This window comes from Tateyamaria sp. ANG-S1 (assembly GCF_000814025.1).
Taxonomy (GTDB): Bacteria; Pseudomonadota; Alphaproteobacteria; order Rhodobacterales; family Rhodobacteraceae; genus Tateyamaria.
The window spans coordinates 278,270-292,085 of the sequence record NZ_JWLL01000001.1 but is presented as its reverse complement, the minus strand read 5'-3'; the positions used below and the strand labels follow the sequence as shown (position 1 = coordinate 292,085).

Sequence of the window (13,816 nt, the reverse complement as noted above, 5' to 3'; positions counted from 1 at the left end):
TCACCTCCATTGGACATGCATAGCGCCTGACGCCAGGGGCAAATGCATGAGTTTTCAGTGAGATTTACGAGTAACGCCGCGCCCAACTTGGGCGCGGTTTTATTTTGTGCAATACTATAGCCACCCAATTGCATGCTGCACTGCAGTATAGTGCCACGCAAGAAACGAACAAATGGCCGCACCAAAATGAATATTTGTTGCGCTGCACCTGCGAACTAGATAAGCCGTGACGGAGCTAAGAATGAGGAGCCAAGCCATGGCACATGACGGACAGGATATGGGGGCGGTCACGCCCATTTTGCTGGATGACCTGCTTGGTCTGACACGTGCAGCGCTCAAACCGGTCGAAGAGATCACGGAACTGGCCCGCACCCGTCTGCGCGACCAACTCAGCGTCGATGGCCGCGTGTCCGGTGCGCTGGTCGAGGAACATCAGACGGCCGCACATGGGCTGGCCTGGTTGGCCACCTACTCCGAATCACTGCTCCAAATGCAGAAATGGGCCGACGCGCTGGATGCCCAATCCAAGTTTGGCGAGGTCGAGGCGCTGATTCACCAGATCGCATTCGGCGAATACCTCTGGCAGATCTACGGCGGCATCCAGATGAACCAGGGCGAAGTGCTTCGCCTGCAGGATCTGGGCCTGTCCCAAGACGACATGCGCGGCATGATGGACCCCGCCGTGATGACGCTGACCCAAGGCGGCAACACCCAAGCGGCGCGCATCCGCCTTGTCGAGTTGATGCAGGAACGCAGCGCGGAAATCACCGTGGGTGCCTCCGGCCTCGACGAAGAGCTGGAAATGATCCGCGAACAGTTCCGCCGCTACGCCATCGAAAAGGTCGAGCCCTTTGCCCATGACTGGCACCTCAAGGATGAACTCATCCCCATGGAGGTGATCGAGGAACTGGCCGAGATGGGTGTCTTCGGCCTGACCATCCCCGAAGAATACGGCGGCTTTGGCCTGTCGAAAGCATCCATGTGCGTCGTGTCCGAAGAATTGTCGCGCGGCTATATCGGCGTCGGCTCGCTGGGCACCCGCTCCGAGATTGCCGCCGAACTGATCATCGCGGGCGGCACCGAAGAGCAGAAACAAAAGTGGCTGCCGCAACTGGCCAGCGCCGAAACGCTGCCCACCGCCGTGTTCACCGAGCCAAACACCGGCTCCGACCTCGGCTCGCTCCGCACCCGCGCGGTCAAGGACGACAACGGCGACTACAAGATCACAGGCAACAAGACCTGGATCACCCACGCCACGCGCACGCAAGTGATGACGCTGCTCGCGCGCACCGACCCGAACACGACCGACTACAAGGGTCTGTCAATGTTCCTCGCGGAAAAGACACCCGGCACCGACGAAAACCCCTTCCCCACCGAGGGCATGACCGGCGGCGAGATCGAAGTGCTCGGCTACCGCGGCATGAAAGAATACGAACTGGGTTTCGATGACTTCCACGTCAAAGGTGAAAACCTGCTCGGCGGCGAAGAGGGCAAAGGCTTCAAGCAATTGATGGAGACTTTCGAATCGGCCCGTATCCAGACTGCAGCCCGCGCCATCGGCGTGGCGCAATCGGCGCTCGACATCTCGATGCAATATGCACTGGACCGCAAGCAATTCGGCAAGGCGCTGATCAACTTCCCCCGCGTCGCCAACAAACTGGCGATGATGGCGGTCGAGATCATGGTGGCACGTCAGCTCACCTATTTCTCGGCCTTCGAGAAGGATGAGGGCCGCCGCTGCGATGTTGAGGCCGGCATGGCCAAGCTGCTCGGCGCCCGCGTGGCCTGGGCCGCTGCGGACAACGGTCTGCAAATCCACGGCGGAAACGGTTTCGCGCTTGAGTACAAAATCTCCCGCGTCCTCTGCGACGCCCGCATCCTCAACATCTTCGAAGGGGCCGCCGAAATTCAGGCGCAGGTCATCGCCCGCCGCATCCTCGGCTGACGAAAACCGGTAGGGCGGGGTTTCACCCCGCCGCCACCCAAGATCACCAAAACCACAGGCCGGGCGTCAGCCCGGCCTCTCTGCATCTGGGCCCTCCATACATCATTAACCCACCCTTAACCTTCACCACCGCACGCACCGTTAACCCGCGCTTTGGTGCACAAACGGTGTACGGGGGGGTGCACAGGGGGTGCACGGCTGGTGCATCGCCGTTTTCCCAACAAACAAAGGCGTTAACCCGCATATCCGCCCCTCCCGCGCAAAACGCCCGTTAACCGTTGCGCGTACGGTGCCCGTTCCCGCATTGACCTTGGCGTAGGCTCCGCCATTCTGACCCAATGCTCACCTTCGCCGCCGCCGTCTTTTTCCTGATCGTCACGCCGGGTCCGGGCGTGCTGTCAGCTGCTGGCGTGGGCGCCGCCTTTGGCATGCGGGTCGGCTTGCGATACGTGCTTGGCCTCTTTCTGGGCAATACCATCGTGATCGTGGCAGTCATCGCCGGGCTGGCCGCGCTCATCCTCGCCAACCCCATCGTGCGCACAATTCTCTTCACAGTATCAACGGCCTACCTTCTCTATCTCGCGCTTCGAATAGCACTGGCAGGCTCCGACGTCGCCTTTGCCAAGGCGCAACGTGAGCCCGGCGTATGGGCCGGCATCCTCCTGCAACCCATCAATCCCAAGGGCTACGCAGTGAACACCGCTCTCTTCACAGGGTTCCCCCTCATGCCAGAGACCGTCATGGCAGAGTTTGCCTGGAAGCTCCTGATCATAAAGGCAATCTGGATCCCGATACACATTGCGTGGGTCTGGTTCGGCGTCCAGCTCAAGGCCCTCGACCTCGCCCCGCATCTGCAACGGCGGATCAACTATGCCATGGCCGCATCCATGCTTTTGGTGGTCGGTTTGGCCGTCGCATCCGGCCTCTAGCCACGACCCGCCAAACGCCCGCTTTGCGCACAAGAGTGGCAACTTTTTTCGCACCATGTGCGGCAACACGCTCATAGCGGAAGCCACAGCCGCTTTCGCTTGCGCCCCTGCATACCCAAGCGTATCGCACGATTATGGCCAAAGCACCTCTCTCCCCCGCCGCCTGGATCGACGCCGGGCTTGAACAGCTCACCGCCCACGGGCCCCTTGCGCTCCGGGCAGAACCACTCTCACGACACCTGAAGACATCCAAAGGGTCTTTTTACTGGCATTTCAAGGATGTACCCGCCTTCCAAAAGGCCCTGCTGGCCGAATGGAAAAGCCGTGCAATGGCCACATTGGCCGAAGACAGCGCACAAGATGGCACCCCGACGGACAAGATGATCCGCTTCGGACAAAGCGTGCAGGAAGACAGCGCAGGCCCCGCCCTGCGCGCCTGGGCGCAGCAGGACAAAGCAGTTGCCAAGGCCCTGGGTGAAGTCGACAAGGCACGCCTTGCGCGTCTGACCGACCTCATGTCCGGCATCGGTGTCACGAACGAAGATTTCGCCCGCTCCGCCTATGGCTCCCTGGTCGGCCTCAAACAGATGCAAACAGATGACGGCGAGGCACTTGTTGCCTTTGCCGCCTTGGTTGATCTGGTGATGGCGCTTAAGTGATCCATCAGTGACACGTATGTAATCCGGGCCGCGGCGCTGAACCTTATAGCGTCGCTCCAGGCTTGTCAGGCAAACGAAACCGTGGCGCGCTACGGCACCGCATTGCTCGGCTCTGTGACGCTCGAATGCGCGGCGGGTGATCCGGCATCGAACCAAGGCCCGCACAACAGCCTCTACACCACAAACACGATGCCGTATCGTTGGTTCGAGCGAACACATATCTCGACACGCTGGCATCCGATGTGCGTGAGGGCGCTCTGTTCCTGCGCAATGATGACGAGGACGCGATCGCGGTCACAACGTCCGACTAAACGCATCGACAAAGCGCGCCCGCGCTTCAGGCAACGGCTTTGATCCCAGATCCGGTGCAAGATGATTGGTCAGGAAGTACCCCGTCGTTTCCAACCCCTGCGCAATCTCTGCGTCTGGCGCATCCCCCTCGCGCCGCAGCACAGGTGGCAAAGGCAAAAGCCGGCTCGCCCAGACACCGGCGCCTGCTTTCGAAACGGCCCGCCCCGATTTTGGCGAGACATAGGCCAACCCCTCCGTCGCCCCGGTCACGGCACAGGTGGTCAGGTCGAGGCCAAAGCCCATCTCCTCAAGCAGCGCCAACTCCCATTGCAGGTAGGCCAACGGCCAAATCTCATCCTGTCCCAGCAGATCCAGCAAAGCCTCAGTCCGCCGGTATAGCGGGCCATGGGCCTCACGCTCTGGCAGACAAAAAACCAACAGACCAGTCACAGCATTCAGCCCCGCCAGCGCCAACCGGTTGCCCATAACCAAAGCGGCGCGGCTGCGCACGGGCTCAACGGCGAAACTGCCGATATGGTCCTCAAGCCGCGCACGCCACGCGACATCCAACTGCGCGCCCGGCTGCAGGATGGGTGCAATCTTGCGGCTGGTGCCACCCCGCACGACCCCTGCATGACGCCCCTTCTCTTCGGTAAAAACGTCAATGATGGCACTGGTCTCTCCATGCCGCCGCACGTTCAGCAATATGCCCGTGCCGCGCCACTCCATCTCAGGCCAGCCCCTCCTGATCCAGCAGGTGGCGCCCGGCACGGTCCTCCACCTCGATCACCCACAGATCAGGATCAAACCCACGCTGCCGGGTCACAGCGGCATCCACATCGGGCTCAGGCCCAGAGGCCAACTCCGCCCAGACCCGCGTGTCCGTCATCAGATCAAAGGACCGCTGATAGAGCACCGCTTGGCCATCCAGCGTGTTCAGCTTCACCAGAACCGCCCCGCCCGTGTCATCCCCATGGGCCACGACAAAGCCCGGAATGTCAGCAAACCGCAAGCGCGCCAAATACGCATCCACCCAAAAACGAGAGGTCAAACGAGGCACCACGTCCCCCGCTTCCCTGTTTCAAAAAAATCCCCCCCGGAGGGCCGGTCAGCAAAAAGCTCAGGCATTTCCATCTTTGAAATCCAGACCCATCTGGTCATAGCGCTCGGCCTCTTCCAGCCACTTCTCGCGCACCTTCACCTGCAAAAACAGATGCACCTTGCGGCCCAGAAACTCGGTCAATTCCTCGCGGGCGGCCTTGCTGACGGCTTTGATCGTCTCGCCCCGATGACCCAGCACGATCCCCTTGTGCCCATCGCGCGACACATAAATGATCTGATCCACCTTGGCCGAACCGTCCTTGCGCTCCTCCCAACTCTCCGTCTCGACGGTCAGCTGATAGGGCAGCTCCTGATGCAGGCGCAGGGTCAGCTTTTCGCGCGTCATCTCGGCCGCGATCATGCGCATGGGCAGGTCGGCAATCTGGTCCTCGGGGTACAGCCACGGCCCCTCCGGCACCTGTTCGGCAAGCCATTGGCGCAGCGTCTGAACCCCATGGCCCTTCTCGGCGGAAATCATAAACGTCTCAACAAACTCGAACCGCTCGTTCAGATCCTTGGTCAGACCCAGCAGCACGGGCGCTTCGACCCGGTCAATCTTGTTGATGACCAGCGCTACGGTCCGACCCTGCCCGATCTCGGCCATGCCCTCCAGAATGCGCTCAACACCGGGCGTTACGCCGCGATGCGCTTCGACCATCAGCACCACGACATCCGCATCCGCCGCGCCACCCCAGGCCGCCGCGACCATGGCCCGATCCAACCGACGGCGTGGTTGAAACAGTCCCGGCGTGTCGACAAACACAAGCTGGCTGTCGCCCTCCATCGCCACACCGCGGATACGGGCGCGGGTGGTTTGCACCTTGTGGGTCACGATGCTGACCTTGGCACCGACCATCGTGTTCAAGAGCGTGGACTTGCCCGCATTGGGCTCTCCGATCAGGGCGATGAAACCTGCGCGCGTTGTCATGCCGACCCCTCCACTTCCTTCAGCAACGCCTGCGCCGCCGCCTGCTGCGCCTCGCGCTTCGACCCGGCAGTGGCAGTGGCCTCCGCCCCCGTCGACAGGCGGGCCGCAATGGTGAACACGGGCTGATGATCTGGCCCCGACCGGTCAGTCTCAACATATTGCGGCGGGGTCAGGCCACGGGCCTGCGCCCATTCCTGCAAGGCGGTCTTCGCATCCCGCGCATCCGCATCGACAAGCGCGATCCGGTCGCCCCAAAGGCGCAGGATCAGCGCCTTGGCCGCATCGAAACCAGCGTCAAGATAAACCGCAGCGATCACCGCCTCCATTGCATCACCCAGCAAGGCCTGCTTGCGTCGGCCCCCAGACAGCATCTCGGACCGCCCCAAGCGCAGCACGTCACCCAGCGCGACATCACGCGCCACATCGGCACAGGTCTCTTTCCGGACCAAGGCATTGAAACGCGGCGCCAATGCGCCTTCCGACGCGGCAGTATCTGCCTCCAAAAGCGCCTGCGCCATCACCAGACCCAAAACCCGGTCCCCCAGAAACTCCAGCCGCTGGTTGTCCGACCGCGTGGGCGAGGACATCGACGCATGGGTCACTGCCTCGACCAGCAATTCGGGCGCGGCAAAGCTATGCCCGATCCGCCCTTCAAAGGCGGAAAGCTCGGCACCCAGCTTCACTCGATCCTCTTGAAGTAACGATCGCTGCGCCAAGTCCAGAAGAACAGCATGGACCGGCCCGCGGACGAGAACATGATACGGTCCGCACGGCCAATCAGGTTTTCGAACGGAACATAGCCAACGCCCCCAGCGACCTGCGCCAAACGGCTGTCGGACGAGTTGTCCCGGTTGTCCCCCATGAAAAAGAAGTGCCCCTCCGGCACGCGGTAGATCGGCGTGTTGTCGGATTGCTGAACACCTACGTTCAGCACCACATGCTCTGTACCATTCGGGAAAGTCTCGGTGAACCGCGACTTGGTGCAGGCCGCCCCTTGGCCCACGGCACCGCTTTCGCAGCGGGGCAACAGGCCCTGCGGTCCCTGCCGGTCAAACACCTCGGTGAAAGTGCCCGCTGGCTCCTGCGGCACAGGCTCGCCGTTCAGGATGATCTGGCCGTCACGCACCTGCACCGTATCACCGGGCAAACCGATCACACGCTTGATAAAATCCGCGCCCGACACCGGATGCCGGAACACAACCACGTCGCCCCGCTCGGGCTGCCCGGCCCAGATGCGGGTGTTGTCCCCGTCGATGAAGCCGCACAGCCCCTGCGCATCCAAACCAATCGCCGGGATCGACGGGCACGAGGCGTAGGAATAGCCATAAGCCATCTTGTTCACGAACAGGAAATCCCCGATCAGCAGGGTCTCTTTCATGGACCCGGACGGGATCCAGAACGGCTGGAAAAACAGGGTCCGAAACACACCCGCAATCAGCAGCGCATAGACGATGGTCTTGATCGTCTCGATCACGCCATTTTGGGACTTTTCCTTGGCGGCCATTGCGCGCTCCTTCGGGGTGGGTTCCGCGCTACATGCGGGCGACATGCGGGGGTGTCAAGCCACCGGGTCGGATTGAATAGGACGCGCTTCGATCACGACAAAGGCCTGTGCCCAAGGGTGATCATCGGTCAGGGTGACATGGATGATCGCCTCATGCCCCTCGGGTGTCATTTCGGTCAGTCTTTCTGCCGCCCAACCTGTCACCTTCATCACTGGCTGACCTGTCTTCAGATTGGACACCGCCATATCCTTCCATGCGATCCCCATGCGCAGGCCTGTGCCCAGCGCCTTGGAACACGCCTCTTTCGCGGCCCAGCGTTTGGCATAGGTCCCCGCGGTGTCCGCCCGCCGCTCGGCCTTGGCCTGTTCGATGTCGGTAAAAACGCGGTTGCGAAACCGGTCGCCGAAGCGATCGAGTGTGCCCTGAATACGCTCAATGTTGGCCAAATCGGTGCCGATACCCAGGATCATTCAAAGCCTCACGCGGAAAACAGCGGAAAGGATACGCCCAACGCCCAGGCCAGAACAAGGCCCAACGCCAAGCCGGACGTCGCCGGGCCAGAGCGCGCGGCAAAGGCACGGCCCATCACGCCAAAGGTCAGGAAAAACAGCAGGATAACGGGGGCAATCATGATCAGGAAAAACAGCCCCTCGAAATCCAGCGCGACAGCGATGCCCAGCGACACCAGCAGCGTCAATCGCAACACCACCCTTTGCCAGAGCGGCGCGCCAAAGGCCGCGCGCGCGTCGGCCAGCATAAAGGGCACGGCCCCCAGCGCCAACGCGGCAATGATCACGAACCGATCACCGGTCGGGACAAAATTCGCACCATAGCGATCCAACGCCAACCCGAATGCACCCAACGCCCAAATGATCAAAATGAACACGGCCAACACGGACGGTCGCGACACACGCCCCCCAACCCAGTACAACAGTCCAAGCTGAAGAGCCCCGTAAATCGCCAAATGCAGCGCCAGGTAATCCGCCACCAGCACCGGCAAGACCCGGGTGTCCAACGGGGCAGCCAAAAGCGGTGCCCCGATTGCAGGGACCACGGCCACCAACGCAAAGCGTTGCCAGCGCAGCGGCACTTCAGGTGCCGCACGATCGGGCAAAAAGGATGCCACAGGCCGCGCCAAAACCGTCACCGCGAAGAGCAACGCGATGAGCGCCCACCCCGCCACCGGGACAGTCGCAGCCCCCGCGCGATCATAATACCCGTTCAGCCAGTCCAGCGCCTCCGCCCGTCCAGCGCGTGACTGCAAAATCGCCACATGCTCGGCATAAGGGGCCAGCACCGCGCGGCGCGCCACGTCCCCATCCCGCACCGTTTCGCCCTCTCGCGCGGACGCATCCACCATCCGCGCCGCTTCAAGGGCAAAATCGGTCAGTCCCGGTTCCCATGCCCCGGTTATCAGCAGCAAATGCGCCGGATGTCCGGCATCAATCGCCAAAGAAAAGGCAGACAGCAAAACAAGCGGACCAACGCGCGGATCATCTTGTGCTGCACGCACCAGCACATCGGTCGCCATGGAGTGGCCCAGCAGCGCCACCGGCAGATCGCCCGCCACATCATCGATCATCGCGCGTGTCTGATCCACCAGCCGCTGTGTCGTGCCCTCAATCGCATTCACATCACCGCCCATGGGCGTCGGGTGCATCCCGTGTCCTTCGAAGTCAAAGGCGTGAACAGTGTACCCGGCCTGCGCCAGCACAAGGGAATAGCCCTGCATCATCTGGCGTGACCCTGCAAAGCCGTGGGCGACAATCACCGGCGGGCCGCCTGCTTCGCTGAAATAAACGGTTACGGGCGTGTCACCGACAAGGCGCTCTTCAATGGTCAGCCCAGCGCGCGCGCCTTCCAGAACGAACAAGGCCCAGGCTGCGACCAAGAGCGCAGCAATCGGGACCAGCCAGACCCTCACGAGGCGCTAGACCGCATCGATGTCAAAAACGGTGATCCCGTCCGCACCACCCTCGCACAGCGCAACAAGCCGCGCGCCCAGTTCCTGATGTTCAGGGTCCACCGCGTAAGTGGCTAGTGCCTCGGCATCTATTGCATCCAGCGTAAAGCCATAGGGGTACTCCGGCGTCTTGCCCTCGTAGTCCCGGTTTGGGCCTGCGCGAAAGCCCGAACATCCCGGAAGCCGTTGCACCACGTCCGCCAGCCCCAGCATCACCTTATCCAACTCGGCGCTGTCCGCCTTGGGGGCGAGACGCAGGAAAACGCAATGGCGGATCATTTTGGGCTCCCTTTTTCCGCACACGGCATGGCACCGGCACGCTCAACATTCACCCCAGAATGGACGGTTCCGCCAAAAGCACAAGCAACAGTCCCAAGATCGACGGGATCATGCCGATCAGGCGCGCGCCTCATCCATCAAACGGCGCATCTCGCGAATGGCGGGGTCCAGGCCGAGGAAAATCGCCTCACCGATCAGGAAGTGACCGATGTTCAACTCCATCACCTCCGGAAAGGCCGCAACCGGCGACACGGTTTCATAGGTCAGCCCATGGCCGACATGCACCTCAAGACCAAGGGAATAGGCAAAGGCCGACATCTCCCGCATCGCCTCCAACTCGCGATCCCGATCGTCGAGACGCCCCTCGTGATGCGCATCGCAATAGGCACCTGAATGCAGCTCGATCACCTGCGCACCGATCCGGTGCGCCGCTTCGATCTGGCGTTTGTCGGCGGCGATAAAAATCGACACACGGCAGCCCGCATCGCGCAGGGGGGCAATGAAATGGGCAAGCCGGTTTTCTTCCCGTGCGACTTCCAGCCCCCCTTCGGTCGTCCGTTCCTCGCGCTTTTCAGGCACGATGCACACCGCATGCGGCTTATGGCGCAGCGCGATGCCCTGCATCTCTTCGGTCGCGGCCATCTCGAAATTCAGGGGCACCGACAGCACATCCATCAACCCTTCGATATCCGCGTCCGAGATGTGACGGCGATCCTCGCGCAAATGCGCCGTGATGCCGTCAGCTCCGGCAGCCTCGGCCAGCTTGGCCGCGCGCAGAGGATCGGGCGTGTCGCCACCACGCGCATTTCGCACGGTCGCCACATGGTCAATATTCACACCAAGGCGCAGTTTACCCAAAGGGGATGTCATCGCTTTCGTCCTTCCAAGCCATGTCACTCACGCGCAAGCTAGTGCGGATGCAACCGTCTGGAAATGCGGACAAAGGCGCAAAATTGTACCAAGGCGTCAGTCGATCTTCGGTTTTGCACCTGCAGCCTTGCTCGCCGCCTTGGCCTTCAGCGCCTCGAACTTGGCCTTGATCGCACCCTTACGGCGCTTCTGATAGGCGCGAATGACGGGCACGGACAGGTAATAACAGACAGTGGCCGACACGATGCCCGGAACGATGCCCCCGATCAGATAGGGAAAGAACACCTCATCATAAAAGATGCTCAGGTTCGTCCAGTCCCGCGGCTCACTCAGCCACACGTGCTTGAGGTTAAGCCAAAGATCAGCGCCCGCATCAACGAACTTCCCACCAAAAGACCGTTCGGTCTCTTCCTTCATCTCGGTACCCAAGAGCCAGTGACCGGTCTGCAGGGACACGACCCCAATAGGAACGTACGTCAGCGGATTGCCAAAAAACGTGGCCATCAGCGAGGCAACGATATTGCCGCGCATCGCTGTCGCGAGTACGGCAGCCACCAGAAAATGCAGGCCGTAGAACGGGGTAAAGGTCGTGAAGACCCCGGCCCATATGCCGCGCGCAATCCGTTCCGGACGGTCAGGCAAGCGGCGCACGCGGTGCTTGACGTATTGGAAGGCGCGCGCCCAGCCCCCGCGCGGCCAGATAAACTCCAGCACCGCGCGCGGAAACGTCTTGGGGTCGCGGCGCTTGAACACCAATGTCTTGTCGCCCCTTCTTGCGCCTAACCCGCCACAACCGCCTGACCTGCGGACGGGGCAGGACGGCGAAACCGGTTGATGGCGGCCACATCACTCTCAGCCTCGAGTGCGCCCATCAGCGTATGCAAATGTTGCGCATCCCGAAGCTCTACGTAGACCAGCAATCGGTAAAAGTCAGGTTTCCGATCCACAAACTCCAGGTTCGAGATATTCGCCTTGCTTTCGCCGATCAATGTGCAAATGCGCCCTAACACGCCCGCGTCGTTGCCGATGGTCACATCCAGGGTCACACCATACACGGCAGGATGGGTTCCATCATGCCAATGCAGGTCCAGCCAGCGATCAGGCTGGTTCTCGTATTCCACAAGCCGCCCGCAGTCGATGGCATGCACAACGACGCCCTCGCCCCGAAAGGTGATGCCGACGATCCGCTCACCGGGCAGCGGCTCGCAACAGGTGGCGCGCTGAAAGGACTGGCCGGGCAACAGACCGATCACCGCCCGCTGCGCATCAACCACCTTGCCGGGCTTCGGCGTCAGGTCGGGATAGATCGCCTGCACAACCTCGCGCCCTGTCAACTCGGCGGACCCCAAGCGCGCCAGCACCTCGTCCGCATCCTTGAGACGCAGGTGCTTGGCCGCGGCCTCAAGCGCCTTATCCGTTGCTTTCTTGCGCACATGAGCAAAGGCCGAGCGCGCCAATTCCCGGCCCAGGGTGATGAACCGGTCACGATCTGCCTCGCGCAGGCTGCGGCGGATGGCCGTCTTTGCCTTGCCGGTTGTGGCAATCTCCAGCCACGTCGCCTGCGGGGTCTGCCCTTCGGCGGTGATAATCTCAACGGACTGACCGTTCTTGATCCGTGTCCACAAGGGCACCCGCATCGCATCAACCTTTGCGCCTACGCACGCATTCCCGATGCGCGTGTGGATAGCATAGGCAAAATCGATGGGCGTGGCGCCTTTCGGCAATTTCACCACCTCCCCCTTGGGGGTAAAGCAGAACACCTGGTCCGAATACATCTCCAGCTTAACGGCCTCGAGGAAGTCCTCGTGGTCCTCTTCGCTGTCGAACTGCTCGGTCAGCTGGCTGATCCACTTGGCCGGGTCCACGGCAAAGGGGTTCTGCGACCGGACCCCATCCCGATACGACCAGTGGGCCGCAACGCCGGTTTCGGCCACATCATGCATCTGCCGGGTGCGAATCTGCACCTCGACCCGCTTGCCATCCCGGCCCGACACCGTGGTGTGAATAGACCGATACCCGTTGGTCTTGGGCTGGCTGATATAGTCCTTGAAGCGCCCTGGCACCGCCCGCCAGCGCTGGTGAATAGCCCCCAGCGCGCGATAGCAATCCTCTTCGCTGTCGGTGATGACGCGGAAGCCGTAGATGTCGGACAAACGGCTAAAGGACTGGTCCTTCTCCTGCATCTTGCGCCAGATGGAATGGGGCTTCTTCGCCCGGCCAAACACCTCGGCCTCAATATCCACCTTCTCCAACTCATGCCGCATATCACCGGTGATACGCTGGATCACGTCGCCCGTTTCGCGCTGCATGGTGATGAACCGTCGAATGATCGACGACCGCGCATCGGGGTTGAGGGTCTTGAAGGCCAGATCTTCCAATTCCTCGCGCATCCACTGCATGCCCATGCGGCCCGCAAGGGGGGCAAAGATGTCCATCGTCTCGCGCGCCTTCTGCACCTGCTTTTCGGCGCGCATGGACTTGATGGTCCGCATGTTGTGCAGACGGTCGCTCAGCTTCACGAGGATCACGCGCATGTCTTTTGACATGGCCATGAACAGCTTGCGGAAGTTCTCGGCCTGCTTTGTCTCGACGCTGCTGAGTTGCAGGTTGGTCAGCTTGGTGACGCCATCGACCAGCTTGGCGATCTCGTCCCCGAACTGTTCGGCCACCATGGCGTAGCTGGCCTTGGTGTCCTCGATCGTGTCGTGAAGCAGGGCGGTGACGATGGTGGCATCGTCCAGCTGTTGCTCGGTCAGAATGGCGGCAACGGCAACGGGGTGCGTGAAATAGGGCTCGCCCGAATGGCGGAACTGCCCCTCATGCATCTCACCGCCGAACACATAGGCGCGGCGGATCAAGTCTTCGTTCGTTTTGGGGTTATAGTTGCGGACCAGCGCGATCAGGTCATCGGCAGATATCATGCGGTCCGCATCCCGGGTGGGGTCAGCCCTGGCCTTGGGCGGCCATAAGCTGACGCAGAAGCATCTCTTCGGACATGCTGTCTTCTTCCGGCTTGTCCTGCTCGGCCCCCATGAGAAGCGCCATTGCGTCCTCTTCGGCCTCGTCCACTTCGATCTGGCTCTGGTTTGATTCGATCAAACGCTCGCGCAGCTCTTCCGAAGACTGTGTTTCCTCGGCAATTTCGCGCAGGGACACGACAGGGTTCTTGTCGTTGTCGCGGTCCACGGTAATCGGCGCGCCGCTGGAAATCTCGCGTGCACGGTGTGCGGCAAGCATCACCAGTTCGAAACGGTTCGGAACCTTGTCAACGCAGTCTTCAACGGTCACGCGGGCCATGGGAATGCTCCAGCTTAGGCAAGATAGGATAGAAGGCCGTTATCTAGGC

General features: G+C 61.6%; 15 protein-coding genes. 3 read left to right on the top strand and 12 right to left on the bottom strand.

The window, feature by feature from the left end; genetic code table 11:
- Window positions 1–256: 256 nt before the first annotated feature.
- From RA29_RS01600 to RA29_RS01590, 3 genes are all read left to right on the top strand, one after another.
- Window positions 257–1,945, top strand: a complete 1,689-nt coding sequence (locus RA29_RS01600; protein ID WP_039682262.1) for an acyl-CoA dehydrogenase family protein — start codon at window positions 257–259, stop codon at window positions 1,943–1,945.
- A 338-nt stretch (window positions 1,946–2,283) separates the two neighbouring features.
- Window positions 2,284–2,874, top strand: coding sequence for a LysE family translocator (locus RA29_RS01595; RefSeq protein WP_039682260.1), 591 nt, complete (start codon window positions 2,284–2,286; stop codon window positions 2,872–2,874).
- 134 nt (window positions 2,875–3,008) lie between these two features.
- Window positions 3,009–3,533: a TetR/AcrR family transcriptional regulator gene (locus RA29_RS01590; protein ID WP_039682259.1), complete on the top strand. Its 525-nt coding sequence runs from the start codon at window positions 3,009–3,011 to the stop codon at window positions 3,531–3,533.
- Window positions 3,534–3,827: 294 nt separating this feature from the next.
- Here RA29_RS01590 and recO read toward each other — a convergent pair whose 3' ends face one another.
- The 12 genes from recO to rpoZ form a co-directional block, all read right to left on the bottom strand.
- Window positions 3,828–4,553, bottom strand: a complete 726-nt coding sequence (gene recO / locus RA29_RS01585; protein WP_039682257.1) for a DNA repair protein RecO — start codon at window positions 4,551–4,553, stop codon at window positions 3,828–3,830.
- A gap of 1 nt (window position 4,554) precedes the next feature.
- Window positions 4,555–4,884 (bottom strand): DUF1491 family protein, encoded by a 330-nt coding sequence (locus tag RA29_RS01580; RefSeq protein ID WP_039682394.1) that lies wholly within the window; start codon window positions 4,882–4,884, stop codon window positions 4,555–4,557.
- A 60-nt stretch (window positions 4,885–4,944) separates the two neighbouring features.
- Window positions 4,945–5,853, bottom strand: coding sequence for a GTPase Era (era, locus tag RA29_RS01575; RefSeq protein WP_039682255.1), 909 nt, complete (start codon window positions 5,851–5,853; stop codon window positions 4,945–4,947).
- The gene (rnc, locus tag RA29_RS01570; RefSeq protein WP_039682253.1) at window positions 5,850–6,536 is read right to left on the bottom strand and encodes a ribonuclease III; all 687 of its coding nucleotides are present in this window, start codon (window positions 6,534–6,536) and stop codon (window positions 5,850–5,852) included. Before rnc ends, era begins: the two co-directional genes overlap by 4 nt.
- Complete coding sequence (lepB, locus tag RA29_RS01565) at window positions 6,533–7,357, bottom strand: signal peptidase I (protein ID WP_039682252.1); 825 nt, start codon at window positions 7,355–7,357, stop codon at window positions 6,533–6,535. The genes rnc and lepB overlap by 4 nt, the downstream gene beginning before the upstream one ends.
- 54 nt (window positions 7,358–7,411) lie before the next feature.
- Complete coding sequence (acpS, locus tag RA29_RS01560) at window positions 7,412–7,828, bottom strand: holo-ACP synthase (RefSeq protein WP_039682248.1); 417 nt, start codon at window positions 7,826–7,828, stop codon at window positions 7,412–7,414.
- Between the two features lie 8 nt (window positions 7,829–7,836).
- Window positions 7,837–9,282 carry an alpha/beta hydrolase gene (locus tag RA29_RS01555; protein WP_082029395.1) on the bottom strand — a complete coding sequence of 482 codons (1,446 nt, stop codon included), beginning with the start codon at window positions 9,280–9,282 and terminating at the stop codon, window positions 7,837–7,839.
- A gap of 6 nt (window positions 9,283–9,288) precedes the next feature.
- The gene (locus RA29_RS01550; protein ID WP_039682246.1) at window positions 9,289–9,600 is read right to left on the bottom strand and encodes a Dabb family protein; all 312 of its coding nucleotides are present in this window, start codon (window positions 9,598–9,600) and stop codon (window positions 9,289–9,291) included.
- Between the two features lie 117 nt (window positions 9,601–9,717).
- The gene (locus RA29_RS01545) at window positions 9,718–10,470 is read right to left on the bottom strand and encodes a pyridoxine 5'-phosphate synthase (protein WP_039682244.1); all 753 of its coding nucleotides are present in this window, start codon (window positions 10,468–10,470) and stop codon (window positions 9,718–9,720) included.
- Between the two features lie 96 nt (window positions 10,471–10,566).
- The gene (locus tag RA29_RS01540) at window positions 10,567–11,226 is read right to left on the bottom strand and encodes a DUF2062 domain-containing protein (protein ID WP_039682238.1); all 660 of its coding nucleotides are present in this window, start codon (window positions 11,224–11,226) and stop codon (window positions 10,567–10,569) included.
- 23 nt (window positions 11,227–11,249) lie between these two features.
- Window positions 11,250–13,391: a bifunctional (p)ppGpp synthetase/guanosine-3',5'-bis(diphosphate) 3'-pyrophosphohydrolase gene (locus tag RA29_RS01535; RefSeq protein ID WP_039682237.1), complete on the bottom strand. Its 2,142-nt coding sequence runs from the start codon at window positions 13,389–13,391 to the stop codon at window positions 11,250–11,252.
- Window positions 13,392–13,413: 22 nt separating this feature from the next.
- A complete protein-coding gene (rpoZ, locus tag RA29_RS01530) occupies window positions 13,414–13,767 on the bottom strand; it encodes a DNA-directed RNA polymerase subunit omega (protein ID WP_039682236.1) in 354 nt (117 codons plus the stop codon).
- Window positions 13,768–13,816 lie beyond the last annotated feature (49 nt).

Coding starts and splice junctions, on each gene's coding strand:
- era (WP_039682255.1), bottom strand. CDS start 5,853: ATGACAACGCGCGCAGGTTTCATCGCCCTGATCGGAGAGCCCAATGCG.
- lepB (WP_039682252.1), bottom strand. CDS start 7,357: ATGGCCGCCAAGGAAAAGTCCCAAAATGGCGTGATCGAGACGATCAAG.
- RA29_RS01545 (WP_039682244.1), bottom strand. CDS start 10,470: ATGACATCCCCTTTGGGTAAACTGCGCCTTGGTGTGAATATTGACCAT.
- RA29_RS01600 (WP_039682262.1), top strand. CDS start 257: ATGGCACATGACGGACAGGATATGGGGGCGGTCACGCCCATTTTGCTG.
- RA29_RS01595 (WP_039682260.1), top strand. CDS start 2,284: ATGCTCACCTTCGCCGCCGCCGTCTTTTTCCTGATCGTCACGCCGGGT.
- RA29_RS01550 (WP_039682246.1), bottom strand. CDS start 9,600: ATGATCCGCCATTGCGTTTTCCTGCGTCTCGCCCCCAAGGCGGACAGC.
- acpS (WP_039682248.1), bottom strand. CDS start 7,828: ATGATCCTGGGTATCGGCACCGATTTGGCCAACATTGAGCGTATTCAG.
- RA29_RS01535 (WP_039682237.1), bottom strand. CDS start 13,391: ATGATATCTGCCGATGACCTGATCGCGCTGGTCCGCAACTATAACCCC.
- rpoZ (WP_039682236.1), bottom strand. CDS start 13,767: ATGGCCCGCGTGACCGTTGAAGACTGCGTTGACAAGGTTCCGAACCGT.
- RA29_RS01590 (WP_039682259.1), top strand. CDS start 3,009: ATGGCCAAAGCACCTCTCTCCCCCGCCGCCTGGATCGACGCCGGGCTT.
- recO (WP_039682257.1), bottom strand. CDS start 4,553: ATGGAGTGGCGCGGCACGGGCATATTGCTGAACGTGCGGCGGCATGGA.